This is a genomic window from Mycobacterium sp. ST-F2, from assembly GCF_001905655.1.
Lineage (GTDB): Bacteria > Actinomycetota > Actinomycetes > Mycobacteriales > Mycobacteriaceae > Mycobacterium.
The window spans coordinates 27,858-45,879 of sequence record NZ_JMHT01000015.1 but is presented as its reverse complement, the minus strand read 5'-3'; the positions used below and the strand labels follow the sequence as shown (position 1 = coordinate 45,879).

Annotated in this window: 15 protein-coding genes and 1 pseudogene; 6 read left to right on the top strand and 10 right to left on the bottom strand. The window is 67.3% G+C overall.

The window, feature by feature from the left end:
* Positions 1–47: 47 nt before the first annotated feature.
* The 3 genes and pseudogenes from EB75_RS06885 to EB75_RS06875 form a co-directional block, all read left to right on the top strand.
* Positions 48–1,400: pseudogene (locus EB75_RS06885) on the top strand (amino acid permease); the annotation flags it as partial.
* Positions 1,397–2,278, top strand: coding sequence for a universal stress protein (locus EB75_RS06880; protein WP_073694716.1), 882 nt, complete (start codon positions 1,397–1,399; stop codon positions 2,276–2,278). The pseudogene EB75_RS06885 and the gene EB75_RS06880, both read left to right, overlap by 4 nt.
* Before the next feature lie 71 nt (positions 2,279–2,349).
* Complete coding sequence (locus EB75_RS06875) at positions 2,350–3,336, top strand: site-specific integrase (protein WP_083612040.1); 987 nt, start codon at positions 2,350–2,352, stop codon at positions 3,334–3,336.
* Position 3,337: 1 nt separating this feature from the next.
* On the opposite strand, the gene EB75_RS06870 is transcribed toward EB75_RS06875, so the two are convergent.
* The 6 genes from EB75_RS06870 to EB75_RS06845 are packed head-to-tail and all read right to left on the bottom strand — an operon-like array spanning position 3,338 to position 9,560.
* Entirely contained in the window at positions 3,338–4,777 is a 1,440-nt protein-coding gene (locus EB75_RS06870) for a CYTH and CHAD domain-containing protein (protein ID WP_353651648.1), read from the bottom strand.
* Positions 4,778–4,782: 5 nt separating this feature from the next.
* Positions 4,783–6,009, bottom strand: coding sequence for a M20 family metallopeptidase (locus EB75_RS06865; protein WP_073694714.1), 1,227 nt, complete (start codon positions 6,007–6,009; stop codon positions 4,783–4,785).
* Positions 6,006–6,962: an asparaginase gene (locus EB75_RS06860; protein ID WP_073694713.1), complete on the bottom strand. Its 957-nt coding sequence runs from the start codon at positions 6,960–6,962 to the stop codon at positions 6,006–6,008. The genes EB75_RS06865 and EB75_RS06860 overlap by 4 nt, the downstream gene beginning before the upstream one ends.
* Positions 6,959–7,930: an ABC transporter substrate-binding protein gene (locus EB75_RS06855; RefSeq protein WP_073694712.1), complete on the bottom strand. Its 972-nt coding sequence runs from the start codon at positions 7,928–7,930 to the stop codon at positions 6,959–6,961. The genes EB75_RS06860 and EB75_RS06855 overlap by 4 nt, the downstream gene beginning before the upstream one ends.
* Positions 7,927–8,715 (bottom strand): ABC transporter ATP-binding protein, encoded by a 789-nt coding sequence (locus tag EB75_RS06850; protein ID WP_073694711.1) that lies wholly within the window; start codon positions 8,713–8,715, stop codon positions 7,927–7,929. The genes EB75_RS06855 and EB75_RS06850 overlap by 4 nt, the downstream gene beginning before the upstream one ends.
* Complete coding sequence (locus EB75_RS06845) at positions 8,712–9,560, bottom strand: ABC transporter permease (RefSeq protein ID WP_168175996.1); 849 nt, start codon at positions 9,558–9,560, stop codon at positions 8,712–8,714. The genes EB75_RS06850 and EB75_RS06845 overlap by 4 nt, the downstream gene beginning before the upstream one ends.
* Positions 9,561–9,899: 339 nt before the next feature.
* Between EB75_RS06845 and EB75_RS06840 the strand changes: the two genes are divergently transcribed.
* Positions 9,900–11,114, top strand: coding sequence for a BTAD domain-containing putative transcriptional regulator (locus tag EB75_RS06840; RefSeq protein WP_073694710.1), 1,215 nt, complete (start codon positions 9,900–9,902; stop codon positions 11,112–11,114).
* Positions 11,115–11,154: 40 nt separating this feature from the next.
* Here the strand turns inward: EB75_RS06840 and EB75_RS06835 are convergent, their stop codons facing one another.
* The 4 genes from EB75_RS06835 to EB75_RS06820 are packed head-to-tail and all read right to left on the bottom strand — an operon-like array spanning position 11,155 to position 15,671.
* Positions 11,155–12,375 (bottom strand): MFS transporter, encoded by a 1,221-nt coding sequence (locus EB75_RS06835; protein ID WP_083612032.1) that lies wholly within the window; start codon positions 12,373–12,375, stop codon positions 11,155–11,157.
* Entirely contained in the window at positions 12,372–13,946 is a 1,575-nt protein-coding gene (locus EB75_RS06830) for an FAD-dependent monooxygenase (protein WP_073694709.1), read from the bottom strand. The genes EB75_RS06835 and EB75_RS06830 overlap by 4 nt, the downstream gene beginning before the upstream one ends.
* A 3-nt stretch (positions 13,947–13,949) precedes the next feature.
* Positions 13,950–14,831: an alpha/beta fold hydrolase gene (locus tag EB75_RS06825; protein ID WP_073694708.1), complete on the bottom strand. Its 882-nt coding sequence runs from the start codon at positions 14,829–14,831 to the stop codon at positions 13,950–13,952.
* Positions 14,832–14,840: 9 nt separating this feature from the next.
* Entirely contained in the window at positions 14,841–15,671 is an 831-nt protein-coding gene (locus tag EB75_RS06820) for an alpha/beta fold hydrolase (protein ID WP_073694707.1), read from the bottom strand.
* 124 nt (positions 15,672–15,795) lie between these two features.
* Between EB75_RS06820 and EB75_RS06815 the strand changes: the two genes are divergently transcribed.
* Both EB75_RS06815 and EB75_RS06810 read left to right on the top strand, forming a co-directional pair.
* Positions 15,796–16,407 carry a TetR/AcrR family transcriptional regulator gene (locus EB75_RS06815; RefSeq protein WP_217267681.1) on the top strand — a complete coding sequence of 204 codons (612 nt, stop codon included), beginning with the start codon at positions 15,796–15,798 and terminating at the stop codon, positions 16,405–16,407.
* A 181-nt stretch (positions 16,408–16,588) separates the two neighbouring features.
* On the top strand, positions 16,589–17,983 hold the full coding sequence (locus EB75_RS06810) for an amidohydrolase family protein (protein WP_168175995.1): 1,395 nt from the start codon (positions 16,589–16,591) through the stop codon (positions 17,981–17,983).
* Positions 17,984–18,022 lie beyond the last annotated feature (39 nt).

The window sequence follows — 18,022 nt, the reverse complement described above, 5'->3', positions numbered from 1 at the left end:
CAGAGGCTGCGCACCAATAAACCGGTGTGCATCAAACTCGGGGCGGTTCAATCATCGTGTTCATCGGGTTGGGCTCGTGCTTCGTGCTGGGTCTGTGGCCGCACAAGTCCATGGATTTCTCCAACCTGACCTCACACGGCGGATTCTTCCCGCTGGGCCCATCCGCGGTCACCGTCGGTGTCGTCACCGTGATCTTCTCGATGGTCGGCGCCGAGATCGCGACCATCGCCGCCGCCGAGTCCACCGACCCTGAGCGCGCTGTCGCCAAGGCCGCCAACTCGGTCATCATGCGTATCGCGGTCTTCTTCGTCGGCTCGGCGTTCCTGCTGGTGACCATCCTGCCGTGGAACGGCAAACAGCTCGCCGCGTCGCCGTTCGTCTCGGCCTTCACCGCGATGGGTATCCCCTACGCCGACCACATCATGAACGCGGTCGTCCTGACAGCGGTGCTGAGCTGCCTGAACTCGGGCATGTACACCGCGTCGCGCATGCTGTTCGTGCTGGCCGCCCGCCGTGAGGCACCCGCCCAGCTCGTCTCCGTCACCCGCCGCGGAGTTCCGGCCGCCGCCATTCTCACATCGTCGGTCATCGGGTTCATGGGTGTCATCGCCTCGGCCTTCTCGCCCGACTTCATCTTCAAGTTCCTGCTGGATTCCAGCGGTGCGGTCATCCTCTTCGTCTACCTGTTGATCGCGATTTCCCAGATCGTGCTGCGGTACCGCAACGGTGGCGACAAGCTCAAAGTGAAGATGTGGCTGTTCCCCGTGTTGTCGATCATCACCGCGCTGGCGATGACCGCGATCCTGGTGCAGATGTTCGTCCAGGGCGGCGACAACAGGAGGGCCCTGACGCTGAGCCTGCTGTCCTGGGCAGTGGTGATCGGGCTGTTCTTCGCCAACCGCTGGTTCAACTCCCGCCGGCCGGTCCCGGAGCCCGTCACCGCAACCGAGCGGCCGCACCGAGTGCTGGTGCTGGCCAACGAAACCGTCGGCTCCGCGGAGCTGCTCGACGAACTGCGCGCCATCGGCGCCGACAACGCCACGACCTATCACGTCGTCGTACCGGTCAGCCCGATCGAGACCGGCGCGGCCGCCTCGCACAGCCCCCTCGACGTCTGGGAGGCCACCAAAGTCCTTGCCCAGCAACGCCTCGACCAGACGCTGGCCGCGCTGCGCTCGGCGAACCTCGAGGCCGACGGAAAGCTCGGCGACTACCGACCGCTGCGCGCGTTGGCCGCCGGCGTCGCCGAATTCGATCCGGACCAGATCGTCATCGCGACTGAGCCGCCGGAACAGTCGATCTGGCACCGCTTCGATGTGGTCGACCGCGCCCGGTCCGAATACAACATCCCGGTGACCAACGTGATCTCGTTGACTCCCGCCGAGGAGCCTGTCGCGTGACGATCATCGCCGGGTTCAGCGCGTCCCGGCACGGCAGCGCCCCCATCAACCTCGCCGTGCAGATCGCGAAGACCACCGGCGAGAAGGTCATCGCGGCAGCGGTTCTGGAGCGCTCGTGGCCACCGCGCAACGACCCTGTCGAGGACGAGTACCTGCGCCACGTGAAGGCGCAGACGGCCAAGTCCTTGCAGGCCGTCGTCGACGGCCTGCCCGGGCGACCGGACGTCCCGACGCTGGTGCACGAATCCGGTTCCATCCCAACAGGCTTGCTCGAGCTGGCGCAGGAGTTTCAGGCTCGGGCCGTGGTGCTCGGGTCGTCATCGTCCGGCTTACTGGGGCGAGTGGCCCTCGGCAGCGTGACGGAGCGGCTGGTGCACACCGCGCAGGTGCCGGTAGCGATCGCGCCGCGCGGCTATGCATTCAGCCACGAGCCGATCCGCCGGCTCACCGCGGCCTACGGCGGTGAGGCCGACACCAACGGATTGGTCCGGGCGGCCGCGGAGCTGTCCCGGGACTGGAATGCCCGGCTGCGGATCGTGGCGTTCACCGTGCGGCCCGGATGGGCGTTCGGTGGGCCCTCACTCGAGGCGGGTGCCGAGGACATGGTGGTCGCGCAGTGGTCGAAGCGCACCGCCGACGATGTCACCAAGCAGCTCAACAAGGTTCGCGAAGATCTGGCCGTGCCCGACGTGGAGATGATCGTCAGCAGCGGGCGGGATTGGCAGCAGGCCGTGGAGAACACCGGGTGGGCAGCAGGCGATGTGTTGCTGCTCGGGTCGGGTGCCGCGGGGCAGTCGGCGCGGGTTTTCCTCGGGTCGGCAGCGGCGAAGATTCTGCGGCATTCACCGGTCCCGGTGATGATCATGCCGCGCACCTGAGTTCAAAAGCCGAAAGGCCAATTGTTGCCCGCATTTTCGCAATTTGCGTGCAGCAATTGGCCTTTCGGCGTTTGTGGCTAGCTCCCGCCGTACGGGGCCGCCTTGACGACCGGGCTGGCCGAGGGGGTCAGCGGCGCCGTCGGAGGGGCGGTCTGCGTCGTCGTCGAACCATTCGCACCCGCCGGGTTCTCCCGCGCCGGTTCGGCGCCCGCCACGGTGGTGGCGGCTCCCATGGCCACCAGGGCGCCGGCGCCGATGCCGCGGGGCGCCGCCAGTACCTCTATCACGCGGTGTGGCAACAGGAACGGACCGAGGAGAAGTTCGACCGCGTCCTGCAGCTGTCGACGCTTCTGCCGGACTGGCGCCGCCAGATCGCCGCCGATCTCGCCGGCCGCGGGCTGCAGCGCGACCGCGTACTCGCACTCGCCCTGCACCTGATCGACCGTGGGTTCTTCCGCGCCGGCGGCGAGGAGTATGCCCAGGACAACGATTCCTACGGGCTGGCCACGCTGCGCTGCGAGCACATCGAGGTGCGAGCCGACTCTGTGGTGTTCGACTATCCGGCCAAGAGCGGCGTGCAGCGCCATCTGGAACTGGCGGACCGGCAAGTGGTCCGCGTCGTCCGTGCACTGCGTCGAGGTCAGGGACCCAGCGAGCGACTCCTGTGGTGCCGCACCGACTCCGGTCGCTCAGAACTGCACGCCGAGGATCTGAACACCAGATTCAAGGAGCTGGTCGGCGCGGAGTACAGCGTCAAGGATTTGCGGACGTGGCACGGCACCGTGCTGGCCGCCGTCGGATTCGCCGGCGCGGCACCGCCGGACACGAAGAGCGCTCTGCGGCGCGCCCGGACTGCGGTCTTCCGTGAGGTGGCCGAACAGCTCGGCAACACGCCTGCGGTGGCCCGTGGCTCGTACGTCGATCCCCGGGTGGTGACGGCGTACGAGAAGGGTTCGACCATTGCCGCGGCCGTCAGCCGCGCCCAGAAGCGGCGCAACGCGGCTGCAGCGCAGGCGATCCTGGAAAAGGCCACGCGATCGCTCATCCGGCGGGCCTGATTCACAACAGGTTTCGCGCCTGCTGTCGGCAGTCTTCGGCGATCCGTTGTTCGCGGGCGAACAGCAGGCCGAAGGTAAAGCCGTTTTCGCCCGCGGTCGTTCCGCTCGCCAGGGCCATGCGATGCAGCAGTGCCGACGCGACCACGGTGTCCTGATGATCCCCCAGAATCGATTGAAACTGCTTGTAGTGCTTGACGGTTCGCTTCGACGCGCCCACGTCCTTGCACAGCTCGGCGGCGTATCTGGCCCGCTTCGCCGCTTTTCGCGCGCGATGCAGCATCGCGTCGTCGCCGCCACGGTCACCGAGTGCCGCGGTGAGCCGACGGTCGGCCTGGCGCTGGACCTTCTGTGCCCGCTTGACCAGCTTGTGGGTACTCGTCTCCGGCGCCACGGGTGGAGCAGTACGCCACGTCCGCAGCGCAGCCATGATCGCCAGATAGCGCGGGGACTCCATGGCCTCGGTGATCCTGACCCGTGCGGGCAGCTCGGTGGCTTGCAGGTCATTGCGCACGCGCGCCCGGACCGGGCCCAGAATCAGCGTGTCCGGCAACTGGTCGAGCGCTGCCGTCATCCTGCGCTGCTGAACCTGGCAGTCGCGAACTTCACCGAGCAGCCCGGCGAACCAGCGCAGGTCGTCATCAAGATGTGGTGCGGCGCGCTGGTCCAACAGCTTGCCGAACACCCGCAACGTACTGCGCAGCCGCCGGATCGCCACGCGCGTGTCGTGGATGGGATCGTGGTCCCGACGCAGCTCGATGTCGCCCGCCACGATCTGGTCGATCTGAGTGCTCACATAGCGCTGCACGGCGCGCGCTGCCGGCGACATCGGCTCGGCTGGAGGGATGAGCGGCAGGATGTGGGCGAGCTTGGACGGATAGTGAGATGGCCGGGCGCCGGCCGCCGTCAACCGCTTGACGAGGCGTCGGGGAACCGTGGCCGTGCTGGGCCCGAGTTCGACCTCGACCTCGCGCCACGCGAGCAGTCGTTCGTTCGCCCAGGCGCGCACCGAGTCATCGGCGATCTCCGCGCAGAGTTCACCGACGCCCGGCGCACAGATGCGGTAGCGGTTCCTCACAGTGTGGATCGTCGCGACGCTGGACAGCTGCTTGGCCAGACTCAGCCCCGTGAGCAGCTCACGCGCGGCGTCGGGCAGTCCATCCGCGGGCGGCCAGTGCAGTTCCACGCGGCCGTCAGCCGCCGGAACCTTCAGCTGCCATCCCGTGTCGTCGTCACCGGCGCGGCGACGGAGCACGACACCGTGTGCCTGTAGGTCACGGTCCGCGGTGTCGTAGTAGTCGCTGGTCAGGTCGACGGTGTCGTGCTCGACGTCAGCGCCCGGGACGATGCCGTGGAGATCCGGCAACCGGAATCGATCGTCGACGTCCCACTTGCTTTCACGTTCGAGTACCTCGTGCATACCCGGGGCATGCCCCGCCATCACAGCGGTCAAACAGCCTGGGCAGACAGATACTCCCGTACCGCGGCTTCGAGCACCTGCACCGCCGTGATCATGGTGTCGATGCCGATGCTCTCGTCGTAGACGGCCCAGCCGTCGTCGCCGGGACCGAAGGTCACCGCCGGAATCCCGACGTGGCGGAAGCGGATCGTGTCGTTGAACGCCGGCTTGGTGTAGGTGCGCACGTCCTCACCCGTGACGTCGCGGTAGGCGCCGGTGATCGCGGCCACGAGTGGGTCACCCGCCTCCAGCGGGACAGTGCCCGCGACGAAGGTGGGGCCGGGTGCGAAGTCGACGTCGACCTCGATGCCGTCGGGCCGTGCGGCCGTCAGTCGCCGGTGGAATTCTTCCCGCAGCCGGCCGGCGACGACGTCGGGGCCGATGTTGACGGCCGCGACGCGCGCGGTCGCCTGCAGCGGCGTGAACTGCGCCATGCCGGCCTCCCCCGCGGTCAGGCCAACTACCGAAACCGGCCAATCCCCAACCGGATTCGCCGTGATCTCGGTCAGGAATTCGGCGAGAAACTGCGCCGGGTTGACGCCCGTGTCGGGTCGCCAGATATGGCTGGACCGCCCGCGCGCGGTGATGTCGAGCAGGGCGTGGCCGGTCTGGGCGACGGCCAGGGCGATGCCGCCGCGGCCGTCCTGCGTCCACGCGGTGGGCTCGACCGTGATGGAGGCGTCGGGACGCAGGCCGTGCTCGTCGACCAGGTACTTGGACCCTTCGATGCCGTTGCGTTCCTCGTCGACCGTCAGGACCACCAGCAGCGTCCCGTGCTGTGGCGGGTCGTCGACGATACGCTTGGCGGCGGTCAGGAGCGCCGCCAGGTTGGCGCGGGTGTCCGACGTACCACGGGCATAGATCCGCCCGTCCAATTCAACTGCCGAGTACGGGTTTCCGGCGCATACCCGCCAACGGCTCGGTGGACCGGACGGGTAGGTGTCCAGGTGGTCGTTGAGCATCAGCGTCGGACCGTCACCGAAGCGTTTGGTCGCGACGACGTTCGGCCGCTGCGGGGTGCGGCCGATCAGTTCGACGGCAAAACCCCACTCGCGCAACAGCTCTGCCACCGGGCGCGCGATGCGCTCCTCCTCGGGTGGACGCGCCGGACCATCGAGGCTGTTCTCGCACCACGGCTGGCCTGCTGCCACCAGACGGGTGGTGAGTTCGACGAGTTCACGGCGGTCCACGGCGGTGTCGACGGTAGCGCGCGTCATGCCCGAATCTCGCTGTCGATCAACGCCCGCAGTCCGTCGTTGTCGCGGCCCTGCGCCAGCCCGAGCGTCACCAGCAGCCGCGCCCGATGCGGCGATATCCCGGCCGCCAGTTGCGCGCCGAATTCCACGAGACCCGCCACCCCGCCCGGGTATCCGTAGACCGGAGCGACCCGGCCGTCGGCCGCCCGGGTCGTGAGCACGACGAGCCGGCCGCCGTTGATGAGTTCCTCAACGGCCGCAGCCTGTTTGGGCGGCAGGTTACCGGCGCCGTTGGCGGCGACCACGAGTGCCTGCTGCCCGTCCCCCGCGGCACGGAGCACCGTGCCGTCATCACCGAGGGCGGCGAGTACCACGGGCACGGGCTGGATCGGTTCGGTCGGATCACCGTGGCTCTTGCCGCGGGCCGGGGATCGGTGCCACTGAACCTGGCCGCCGACGACGTACCCGATGGGGCCGCGGCCGGGCGCATCGAACGCGTCCCGCACGACACCCGAAACCTTCACGGCCTCACGGCCATCGAAGATCTTGCCGGCGAACACCACGACCGGGTCGATGTCCGCGCCCGCCGATGCGACCGCCAGCGCGTCGGCCAGGTTGGCGCGGCCGTCGCTGTCCGCCCGGGTGCCCAGGATCATGGATCCGGTGACCACGACTGGTACCGGCCAGTTCTCGCGATAGGCCAGCCAGGCCACGACCTCCTCGATGGAGTCTGTTCCCGTGGTCACGACGATGCCGTCGGCGCCGTCGGCGACGAGTTCCCGGGCCCGCAGGACCAGTCGTTCCAGCAGGTCGAAGTCGACTTCGGACCCGCCGACCAGCGCGAGGCTCTCGGCGCCGGAAAAGCCCGCGACGGTTTCGGACAGTTCCACCGCTCCGGTCACCGGCACCGCGCCCTGCGCGGTCTGGTGCATCGAGATGGTGCCACCCAAACCGAGGAGATGGACGCCGCTCATGAATTGCTCGCCGTCACAAAGGATCCGGCAATGACGTTCTGGTAGTCCGGGATACGCTGGTCGGCGGGGATGCGTCCGATGCTCTGCGCCCAGCGGGCGCGGTCGGCCAGGTCGCCGGCGAGTTCGGGGCCCAGATGCACCTGGTAGCTGAACTCCGACGTCACCTGGTTGATCAGGTTGTTGTCCAGCCCGGTTGCCTTTGCGACGGCGGCGAGGGCGGCGGGATCCTTGCCCGACAGCGGAGCATCCGCGTTGCGGATCGCGGCGACGAACTTGCCGACCGCCTGCTTCTTCGACGCGAGCACGTCCTCGTTGGCGAGGTACAGGCTGTGCTGGTGGTATTTCTGCGTGCCCTGCAGCTCGACGGCATCACTGCCCAGCGCTGCAACAGCTTTCGCGAGCGCCGGTTGGAAGACCGCGATGGCGTCGACGTTGTGATTGGTGATCGCGGTGACGATCTCCGCCGGCCCGGTCTGCACCAGGTCCGCCTTCACATTCGCCTCGGTCAGGAACCGGCTCGCGAAGTAGTGCGCGCTGCTGCCCAGCGGCACCGCGATCTTGCGGCCGTTCAGGTCCGCGATCGAGTTGATGCCCGCGGACCGACGCGCCACGAACCGGCCCTCCGGCCAGATCGCCCCGTCGGCGAACACGCGCAGGTGCGGATTCTTCAGTGCGGCAGCCGATGTCGGCACGTCACCGCCGTTGGCCACGTCGACGGCGCCGCCGGCCAGTGCCTCCAGCGCCGCGGCGCCGGTCGGGAAGGGGACGATCTTGACGTTGACCCCGTGCTGCTTGAAGTAGCCGAGGTCGTTCGCCACCGGCACCTGCGCCCATGACGGGTCGACCACCCACGCCACGGTGAGTGAGTCGGCAGCGGTGTCCTTGCTACCCGAGCTGCTGCAGCCGGCGACACCCAGAACCGCCAGTGCGGCAACGGCTATCGCGGCAAGTTTCCGATGTGGTTTCATCCGTGTTCTCCCAAGGTGATGGCGGGCTGATGTCCGTGCAGCAGGTCGTGCAGTCGGCGGCGCAGTGCCGCGTAGTCGTCGAATTCGCCGAGGCGGCTGGCTGGCCGGGGTCGCGGTAGCGGGTTGGTGAGGTGGTCGGCGATGGCGCCGGCGTGGTCCATCACGACAATCGAGGAGGCGATGCGGATGGCTTCGTCGACATCGTGCGTGACGAAGACGACTGTCGGCCGGTCGCGCTCCCACAGCTCGACCACCAAATCCTGCATCTGTTGCCGGGTCAAGGCGTCCAGCGCACCAAATGGTTCGTCCATCAACAACACTCGCGGACTGTTCGCCAGGGCGCGGGCGATACCGACGCGCTGGCGCATCCCGCCGGAGAGTTCATGTGGACGTTTGTGCACGACGTCGGGCGCCAGGCCGACCGCACTGATCAGGTCGGCGATCCGGCCGCGGCGCTGCGCCCGCGGTACCTTCGCCGCACGCAGCGCGAAACCGATGTTGGCGCCGACCGTGGCCCACGGGAACAGGACGTCGCGCTGGAACACGACGCCCCGTTCACGTCCCGGTCCAGTGACCGGCTCTCCCCCGAACGTGACCGAACCTGTTGTCGGGCGGACAAATCCGGCGATGACGTTCAGCAGGGTCGACTTGCCGCAACCCGACGGTCCGAGGATCGCCAGGAACGCACCGGAGTCAATGGTGAGGTCGAGGCCGTCGACGACGGGGCGATCCGCGCCCGGATACCGCACTGTCAACGACGCCACCTCGATGTCGCCGGCCGTCACGACTGCTCCCTCGCCCAGCTCACGGTGCGACGGGTTGCCTGATGGAACAGCTGATCGGCGAGCGCCCCGACAATGCCCAAGGCACCCAGACACACGAACAAGCGGTCGGGCTGGCTGAACAGGCGCGCCTGGTCGAGCCGGAACCCGAGCCCCTCGGTGACACCGGACTGCTCGGAGGCGACGATCAGGATCAGGGATGTCGCAATGCCCTGGCGTAGGCCGGTGAGCACGGACGGTAACGCGCCCGGCAACACCACATTGGTGAACGTCAAGAACTTTGGTGCGCCCAGTGATGCCGCCACCCGCAGATAGTCGTCGCGCGTCGCGGCGATGCCGGCGTGCGTGTTGACCCAGACCGGGAAGAAGACGCCGAGGCTGGTGAGGAACAGTTTGGATTCCTCACCGATGCCGAACCACAGAATCGCCAACGGCACCAAGGCAATCGCGGGGATGGGCCTGACGATCTGGATCACCGGCTCCAAGAGGCCCCGGGCAACACGCGACCGGCCCGTCAGGGTGCCGACCACGATGGCGATCACCGATCCAAGGACGAATCCCTGCAAAGCTCGACGGAAGCTCGCGGCCGCATCGGTGAGCAGCGTTCCGTCGCTGTACATCTCACGAGCGGCGTGCACGACGGTGGCCGGCGCGGGTAGCAGTCGGGCCGAGAACAGTTCGAGCCGTACCGCGGCGTCCCACCCGACCACCACTGCAATCAGGCTCAGGAGCGGCAACGCTGCCAGCAGCGCGGTACGGGCCAGCTCACGACGATCGCGTCGCGGACGTTCGGCGACGGCCGATGTGCGCGGACGTGCTGTTGTGGGCGCTCCGCTCGAGCGGAGCACGCCAGAACCGCGTGGCGGTGCCGATACCATTTTCTTCCCCTGCAGACCTGCGTGAATGGCCCGCAACGTAACACTCGGTTTCGGCGGAACCGGGTGCGTCAGAGGCGCCGAACCGTCATCCGCGATTCGGAAGGGCCACCGCGAGAATCTATTCCGACCTGCAGGAAGGCGACGATCCGTGCGCCCCCGCGCGGTGTTTGAAATCGTTCTGATCCGATGGCGGCAGCGCACAGCGGGCGGTGCCGTGATCCTGTGCCTGATTCCACCGGCCGGGGTCCGCAGGGTGTGGAACGCTCTACGCGTGCGATTGGATAGGTTCGGCCAGGTGAGGAGCAACTGATGGGTGGCCACGCACCGGCGCCACCGGCGCCGCAGCGGACCGGAACAGAACCCGACATCCAGTTCGGCGTGCTGGGTCCACTGCAGGTGACCATCGGGTCCACACCGCTTCAGGTGGGTACGCCGAAACAGCGCGCGGTACTTGCCAAGTTGATCATCAACGCCAACCGCGCGGTCAGCGCTGCCGACTTGATCACCGCAATCTGGGAGGACGAACCCCCCGCCGCCGCGCGCATCTCCGTGAGTGCGTATGTCTCGAATCTGCGCCGCATCATCACCGAGGCGGGCGTCGACGCCCACGCCGTCGTGTCCACCGCGCCCCATGGCTACCGACTCGAAATCACCACCACACAAAGCGATCTGGCCCGATTCGCCACGGAGCAACAGGCCGGGATCAGCGCCGTGGCCGCCGGACGCTTCGAAGCGGCCAGCACGCACCTCTCGACTGCACTGAGCCTGTGGCGCGGCCCCGTCCTCGACGACCTTCGCGACTTCGCCTTCGCCGATGCGTTGCGCAATGAGTTGACCGAGGACAAGATCCTGGTACACACGGCACGCGCCCAGGCTGAAATCGCTTGTGGCCGTGCCCATACCATCGTTCGCGAACTCGAAACCCTGGTCCGCGAACACCCCTACCGCGAGCCGCTGTGGACTCAACTCATCACGGCGTACTACCTCACCGACCGCCAATCCGACGCGCTGGACACCTACCACCGACTCAAGAAAGCGTTGTCCGACGACCTCGGCATCGACCCCGCGCCGGCACTGCGTACCTTGTATGAACAAGTGCTGCGCCAGGAACCGCTCGACGTACAACGCAATGCCCAGTACGTCGCTCAGACGATCATCGCATTCGAACCCGGCGCCACCATCCCGGTCAAAGGCGTCACCGCGATTCTGCGCGATGCCGACGATCACGTGCACGCCCTGACCGGGTCGGCCACCCGCATCGGCCGGTACCTCGACAACGACCTCGTCGTGCCCGACGACAAGGTGAGCCGACACCACGCCGTCATCAACAACGCCGGCACTACGCACATCATCACCGACCTCGGGTCCGCCAACGGGGTTCACGTCAACGGAGAGCGAATCCGCGCGACGGCCGAACTCCACGACGGCGACACCATTCGAATCGGTGGTCAGGTGTTCGTCTTCCAGCGCTACCCGCCCGCGACGGCGCAAGGCGACCAGGCGTCGCCAGGCAACGAAGATTGACAGGACCCGCCCGAGCACTTTGACAAGACGTGGGCGTCTCTCACCGCCGTGCGCGGCTTGGTTGCCGGGTTAGTAGCGCGATGAGGCAGCCGGCGGCGAGCACGCCGACCGCGATGGCGAAGCCGATGCCGGCACTGCGCAGCCCCCAGCGGTCGGCGACCAGGCCGTCGCCGATGACGGGTAGGGAGATAGCGATGTAGGCCACCACGAACAACGTTGAGCTGACTTCGGCCCGCCGGTTGGCCGGAGTGGTCTCGGTGACGGCAGCCAGGCCGCGGCTGAAGCTGATGCCTTGTCCCGCACCCGAAATGATGGCCGCGCAGACGAGTCCGGCCAGTGATGTGGTTACCAGAGCAGCGGTCAAGGCGATCATGCCGATCACCAGTGTTGCGCAGCCCAATGGCATCGCGCGTTGCGGCTGCATGCGGTTCGCCGCTACCTGCGCGACTGCTGAGGCGAGGAAGGCACAGCTGGCAACTGCCCCGGCTGCGGCATGGTTGTCGACGCCGATCACGGTCGAAAGGAACGATGGTGCCAGCGCGGCGAACAGCCCCATGCACGCGAATCCCGCGAATGTCCCGATCGCCGCGAGGGCGAACGTGGCTCGCACTTGGACAGGAAGTCGCAGTCGCTGCATCCCGAGATATCCTGTCTTGGAAGATGTTTCGGGTACCAATATGATCGACAGGCCGGCCACCGCCGCCAACACGATGTGGATCACGAAGGCCAGCTGCAACGGTGCCGGACCGTATTGGACCAGAACCCCGGCCAGCAGCGACCCGATGCCCAGACCGCCGATGTTGGCGATGGTCGCGGTCGCGGCGGCCCAGGTACGCCATTTCGGCGGTGCGGCTTCGATGATCGCTGCGGTGGCCGTGCCGGTGAAGAGTCCGGCGGACAATCCGGACAACACCCGTGCCGCCCCCAGTGCGGGCACGGTGTCGGCGACCAGGAACGTTGCGGCGCTGGCGACCGCGAGGATGACCCCGGCGAGCAGGACCGGTCGTCGACCGATTGCGTCGGACCAGCGCCCGAAGATCACCAGCGCCGCCAGTACCCCGCCGGCATAGGCGGCATAGATCATCGTGGTGGTGAGCACGGTGAAGCCCATGGTGGTGGCGTACAGCGCGTACATCGGGGTGGGCAAGGTGGTGCCGGCCATGATGACGGCGAGCGCATACGCCAGTAGCACGGTGGCCACGCCGCCACTGGGCCTGAGGTTCTGACCATCCGACGCAAGTGCCTCGGCGCTCGCGGTCATGACTGCTTCGACGGCGCTGAGGGCACGATGTGCGGCGTCATGGATTGCACAGCGGCGCGGGTTGTTTCGGCGATGTTGTGAATGGCGATGTGGCCGATGTAGCCGTCGGGCCGAATGAGCACCAGCGTGTCGCGGGTCAAACCGTAGATCCTGGCGAATTCTCCCGTCGGGTCACCGAGCGCGCCGTCAGGGCCGCCGCGTCCTTCGGTGTCGACGATGACGCGATCGAGTCGCGCGCCGTTGTCGGGCCAGCCGAGTGCCGCCAACGCGTCGGCGGCGTGCCGACCGTAGGCCAGCGCGGTGAAATGCGGTCCCCGGTAGGCGTCGAACAGCCGCACGCGGCGTCCGTCCGCAGTGACGAGGTCGGCGTCCGGCGCGCGGTCACCGACGCACAGAGTCGCGGTGCGGCCGGCGGCCGGCGGCGCCAGTGGCCCGCCGCGGTAGGTCAGGGCGAGTTGTTTTTCGTCCTTACCGCGCCGGATGCTCGAGGGGTCGAACTTGCCGATGCCTTCGTATTTCTTGGTGGAGAGCCCGAGCACACCCGCAGCGATGGGTTGGCGTTCCTGTTCATAGGTGTCGAGGAGTCGCTCGTCTGCTCCGGCCAGGACTTGGCCGAGCTTCCAGCCCAGGTTGTAGGCGTCGCCGATCCCGGTGTTGAGGCCCTGGGCGCCGGCGGGGGTGTGCACATGAGCAGCGTCACCGGCCAGCAGGACGCGGCCGCGGCGGTAGTTCTGAGCCAGACGGATGTTGGGCCGAAAAACCGACTGCCACTGGATGTCTCGCAACACGAGGCGCTTGTTGTGGGTGTGGGCTTGGATGCGCGCGTTGATCTGCGCCAGGTCTTGCGGCGGTTGTTCGTCCGGCGCGAGCCGGATCATCCACTGGAACGTCTCACTGTGCGGCAGCGGGCAGGCGCCCACAAAGCGGCCCTTGATGCCGGGCCACACGTGCCAGTACTTGCGCGACAGCCCACCCGAGACCGCGGCGTCGACGATGAGGATACGGTCGGCCTCGTCGGTGGAGCCGCTGAACTCGACGCCGAGGACCTTGCGGACCCGGCTGGCGCCGCCGTCGGCGCCGACGAGGTACCGCGCGGTGATGTCCTCATCGCCGTCGGCGGTCGTGACGCGCGCCGCGACATGGGTGCCGTGATCGGTGAACTCCGTCAGCTCGGTGCCGAATTCGACACGGCCGCCATAGGTTTCGAACCGGGCGTGCAGTGCGCGGTCGGTGCGGTTCTGCGGGATGAGCCAGGTATCGGGGTACGGGACGTCGGGGCCGCGCTTTCCTTTGGCCATCATCGTGAAAGGGATGGTGATCGGGCCGAGGTGGATTCCCATCGGTGGGTACAGGGCGCCCTGGTTGATGATGTCGGGCAGGGCACCCAGATCATCGAGGACCTCGAGGGTGCGGGGCTGGATGCCTTTGGCGCGCGACCCGTCGAAGGAATGTGGCGCCTTGTCGACGAGGCGTACTGCCACGCCGCGGCGGGCGAGGTCGATCGCGAGCGCGGTGCCGGCGGGCCCCGCGCCGATGATCAAGACGTCGGTGGTGCTGGTTGTTGTTGTCATGGGTCAAGCCGATCTGTAGAAGGTCGCGAGTTGGTCGGCGACGACGAGGGGACGTTCGAAGGGAGCCATGTGGCCGCAGTCTTCGATGACGTGGCATTGGCTGGGCTGGAGCAGTTCACGGACGTAGTCCAGGCTGCTGATCGGGGTGACGTGGTCCTCGCGGCCCCAGATCAGTTGGGTGGGCAGGCGAAGGGTTCCGGTGTGCCGGTAGAGCTCGGCGCGATCGAACAACGGAAAGTGTTGCAGCGTATCGAAAAGAGCGTAGATCGAACCTTCGTATCGTGACGCGTCGCCGATCATGGCCGCCAGCGCGGCGGCGCGGTTGGCCTCTGCCACGTTGTGTCCAAGATGCTGTTCGAGGAAGTGCCGACCGAACCGCGTGGCCACGACGCCGGCCGCGATATCGTTGCCCAGCAACAGTTTCTGGGCGACGGGTCGACGGCTCAGCCCGGCAGGACCCACCAGCGTCAGAGTCGCCGTCCTGTCGACGTGTTGACCCACGTACGCCATGGCGATCAGCGCACCCATCGACGTGCCCACCACGTGGCAGGAGGTGGGGAGGTCGAGATGCTCGACGAGTTCGCGAAGTTGGCGGACGAACAGCGCCTCGTCGTAACGGGCGACGACACGGTCGGAGTAGCCGCGCCCGTAGCCGCTGTAGGCCAGGGTCCGTAGCCCACGGTCATGCAACTCGGCGGCCAATTCATCCCAGTAGAACAACGGGATGGTCAGCCCGCCGGTCAGCACGACGACGTCGCCGCCGTCAGGCCCTGCCAGCTCGTAATGTGTTATGCCGTCTGATAATCGGATGTAGTCGCCACGCAAAGTGCGCCGCGCGGCGGAATCGAGTCGGCGGTCTTCTCCGGCCGCGACGAAGTACTTCATTCGGTGTTCCTAGGCTGGGAGGGACTTCAGGAATTCAGCGATCGCGTCTGCCACCCAGGCGGGGTCTTCCTCGGGGAGCAGGTGCCCGCCATCGGGATGGACTTTTTCGATGCTGTCGGTGATATCGCTGGTGAAGTGCTGGCCGTCCATGTCCACACTGCGCAGCACCAGGGTCGGCACGCTGACGTGGGGAATCTCGCCGCTGCGGTCGGGTTGGTCGGTACAGAGGAAATCGACGAACGCCGAGCGGTTACCGGGCCTGTTCCACAACCGGTGTGCGCGCTCGACCATCACAGCGTCGACGATGCCGGAATTGGGTCCGACGGCCTGGCGCAGGCTGCGCTCGACGGCGCGGCGCGGCATGAACCGTCGCAGCAATTGGCCCACAATGGGATTGCGCGCCAGTGCCATCGCTGCCGGTAGTGCCTTGTCCGGGTAGCCGGTGGCGTTGATCAAAACCAAGCCGGTGAGCTCCAGGTGCTCGGGGCGATCAAGCGCGAGGTTCCAGGCGATGTTGCCGCCCAGGGAATTACCGGCCACGGCGCACCGCGTGACACCGATGGCGGCCAAGAAGCGGGCGAGCGTCCCGGCGTACGTGGTGACACGGTAGTCGCGGTCGGGGCGCGGCCCCGTGACGCCGAAACCGGGCAGGTCCAACCGGATCACGTCGAAGGAGCCCGCCAGACGTTGCGCCGCCGCCTCCACCCCGTACAGCGATGACGCGCTGCCGTGGAGCAGCACTACGGTCGGGCCCGTCCCCGAGCGCTTGTAGTGAATGCGCATGCCGTCGACGGTGGCGAACCGCGAGTCCGCGTGAACATCGATATCGCGAAGGTTCATAATGGATACAGTGTTGCCGTAATTATGCCGCCTGTCAAGGATCGGTGATACTGGGGCAGTGACCTCGACTTCGAAACCCGCACAGCGATCGACCCAACGGTCGCGAGGGCGTCCCGCGGTGCCGGTGGAGCGCATCATCACCGCGGCCATCGCGATCGTCGATCGGGACGGCGCCGAGGCACTGTCCATGCGGACACTGGCCCAGCGCCTGGATTCGGGTACCGCCACCCTGTACCGGCATTTCAAATCGCGTACACAACTCGTCGCCCATGTCATCGACACGGTGCTCGGCGAGGCCGATATCGACGCGGCGGCGATACGCGAAATGCCGTGGCGACAGGCCGTCGAATCGGCCGCACGCAAGCTGTTCGAAGTCTTTCACGCCCACCCACACGTCGCGCGGTTGCTGGCAGAGCGAATTCCCATGGGGCCCAACGCAATGCTGCAGCGTGAAGTGATGATCGTAGCACTGCTGGATGCAGGGTTCGGTTCCGAGCTGGCCGCACAGGCCTATGCGACAGTGGCGCGGTTTGTCCTCGGATTCGCCATCCAACTCGGTGAGCACCCGAGCGATGATGACGCCGAACTCCCAGAAACCTGGCGCGCCCAGGATCCGCAGTCCTACCCCGCCACCGTGGCGGTGGCCGCTCACCTGCCGGTCGGCCTGGACCGCGAGTTCGGCCTAGGACTGGAACTGATCCTCAACGGCCTGGCGCAGCTGCTCGACGAGGCCTGACATGCCGACAGCCGGCGCGACTCCGACGTGCCGGCGGCGGTCAGCCGAAGCAGTCGTTGACATGCGGACACATTAATGGATACGGTGTGTCCAGAAATAGTGTCGTCGGGGTGCCCAGAGGCGCCTATGGCATCAGGGCGCCGTCGATGGCGAGCCTCCCAGCCCGAGAATCGGAGAAACGGTGAGCCGAATATTGATACGCGGTGCACAGGTGATCACCATGGCGCCGCATCGCCCCGACACTGAATGCATCGACATCCTCGTCGAGGACGAGCGCATCGCGGCGATGGGCGACCGCCTCGATCCGGCCGGCGCCGACGTTGTCGACCTCAAAGACCACATCGTCATCCCCGGACTCGTCAACGCCCACCTGCACACGTGGCAGTCCGCGCTCCGGTTCGTCGGCGGAGACTGGTCGCTGCTGGAATACCTGGCCCACACTCACGGTCACGTCGCCCGCAGATACGGCCCCGACGACATGCACATCGGGACGCTGGCCGGCGCGCTGAACCAAATCAATTGCGGTACAACTACCGTGGGCGACTGGTGCCACAACTGCCTGACGCCGGAGCACGCCGATGCCGCCGTCGACGCCCTGAACGTTGCCGGCATCCGCGCGGTCTTTTTTCACGGCACACCTCACGGCGGCCCCACCAAACCCCATGACGTGTCCGAGGTCGACCGCCTCCTCAGCGGTCCCATCGCCAACAGCGCACTGCTGACCGCGGGAATGGCGATCAAAGGGCCGCAATTGTCCGCTTCCGACGTGGTGATCGCGGACCTCCGGGCTGCCCTCGAACGCGGCGTGACCGCATCGATGCACCAGAGCGCCGGAACGCCCGGACCCGGCTGGAGCGCGGTCGGCGCGGCCGGACTGTGGGGTCCACACGCCAACATCGTGCACGGCACCGGACTGACCGACGACTGGGCAAAGAAGCTCACCGACGCCGGAGTCACGTTCACGACCACGCCGGAAAACGAACTGGGTCAAGGACATTGCACGGCAATCACCGAACAACTCGTGCGTGCCGGCGGAGCGCCGTCGCTCGGCACCGACACCGAAACGGCCGTATCCGGTGAAGTTCTCACCGCTGCCCGCATCACCCTGGCCCGCCAACGAGGCCTGGCCCACGAGCAGGAATTCCACCGCACCGGCATGGGCGCGCCCACTGCGGGGCTCACCAGCAAACAGGCGCTGTCATGGGCAACCGTCCACGGCGCGCGTGCCCTCGGCCTGGCCGACAAAGTCGGCCACCTCTCCCCCGGGATGCAAGCCGACATCGTCGTGATCGACGCCCGGGCACTGAACTTGTGGCCGGCCCATGACCCGGTCACCGCGGCGCTGCACGCCAGCATCGCCAACATCGAAGCGGTCATGGTCGCCGGGCGCTGGCGCAAACGGCACCACACCCTCGTCGATACCGACATCGACGATGTCACAGACCGGCTACAGGAGTCGGGAGAACGGTTCGCCCACAAGATCCACGCGACCGGTCCGCTCGCCCGTACCCGGCGCCGCGTCGTGCGCACGGTCGTGCGCAGGCACCTTCGTCGCCAAGCCCACTCCGCCAGTTGACAATTGCCGAAGCAGTGCGTCCGCGCCCGAGGGTTCGCC

What these genes read in the sequence shown, in the direction of transcription:
- EB75_RS06825 (WP_073694708.1), bottom strand. Translation starts at nt 14,831, where the DNA reads ATGAAGTACTTCGTCGCGGCCGGAGAAGACCGCCGACTCGATTCCGCC.
- EB75_RS06820 (WP_073694707.1), bottom strand. Translation starts at nt 15,671, where the DNA reads ATGAACCTTCGCGATATCGATGTTCACGCGGACTCGCGGTTCGCCACC.
- EB75_RS06855 (WP_073694712.1), bottom strand. Translation starts at nt 7,930, where the DNA reads ATGAAACCACATCGGAAACTTGCCGCGATAGCCGTTGCCGCACTGGCG.
- EB75_RS06865 (WP_073694714.1), bottom strand. Translation starts at nt 6,009, where the DNA reads ATGACGCGCGCTACCGTCGACACCGCCGTGGACCGCCGTGAACTCGTC.
- EB75_RS06835 (WP_083612032.1), bottom strand. Translation starts at nt 12,375, where the DNA reads ATGACCGCGAGCGCCGAGGCACTTGCGTCGGATGGTCAGAACCTCAGG.
- EB75_RS06830 (WP_073694709.1), bottom strand. Translation starts at nt 13,946, where the DNA reads ATGACAACAACAACCAGCACCACCGACGTCTTGATCATCGGCGCGGGG.
- EB75_RS06840 (WP_073694710.1), top strand. Translation starts at nt 9,900, where the DNA reads ATGGGTGGCCACGCACCGGCGCCACCGGCGCCGCAGCGGACCGGAACA.
- EB75_RS06860 (WP_073694713.1), bottom strand. Translation starts at nt 6,962, where the DNA reads ATGAGCGGCGTCCATCTCCTCGGTTTGGGTGGCACCATCTCGATGCAC.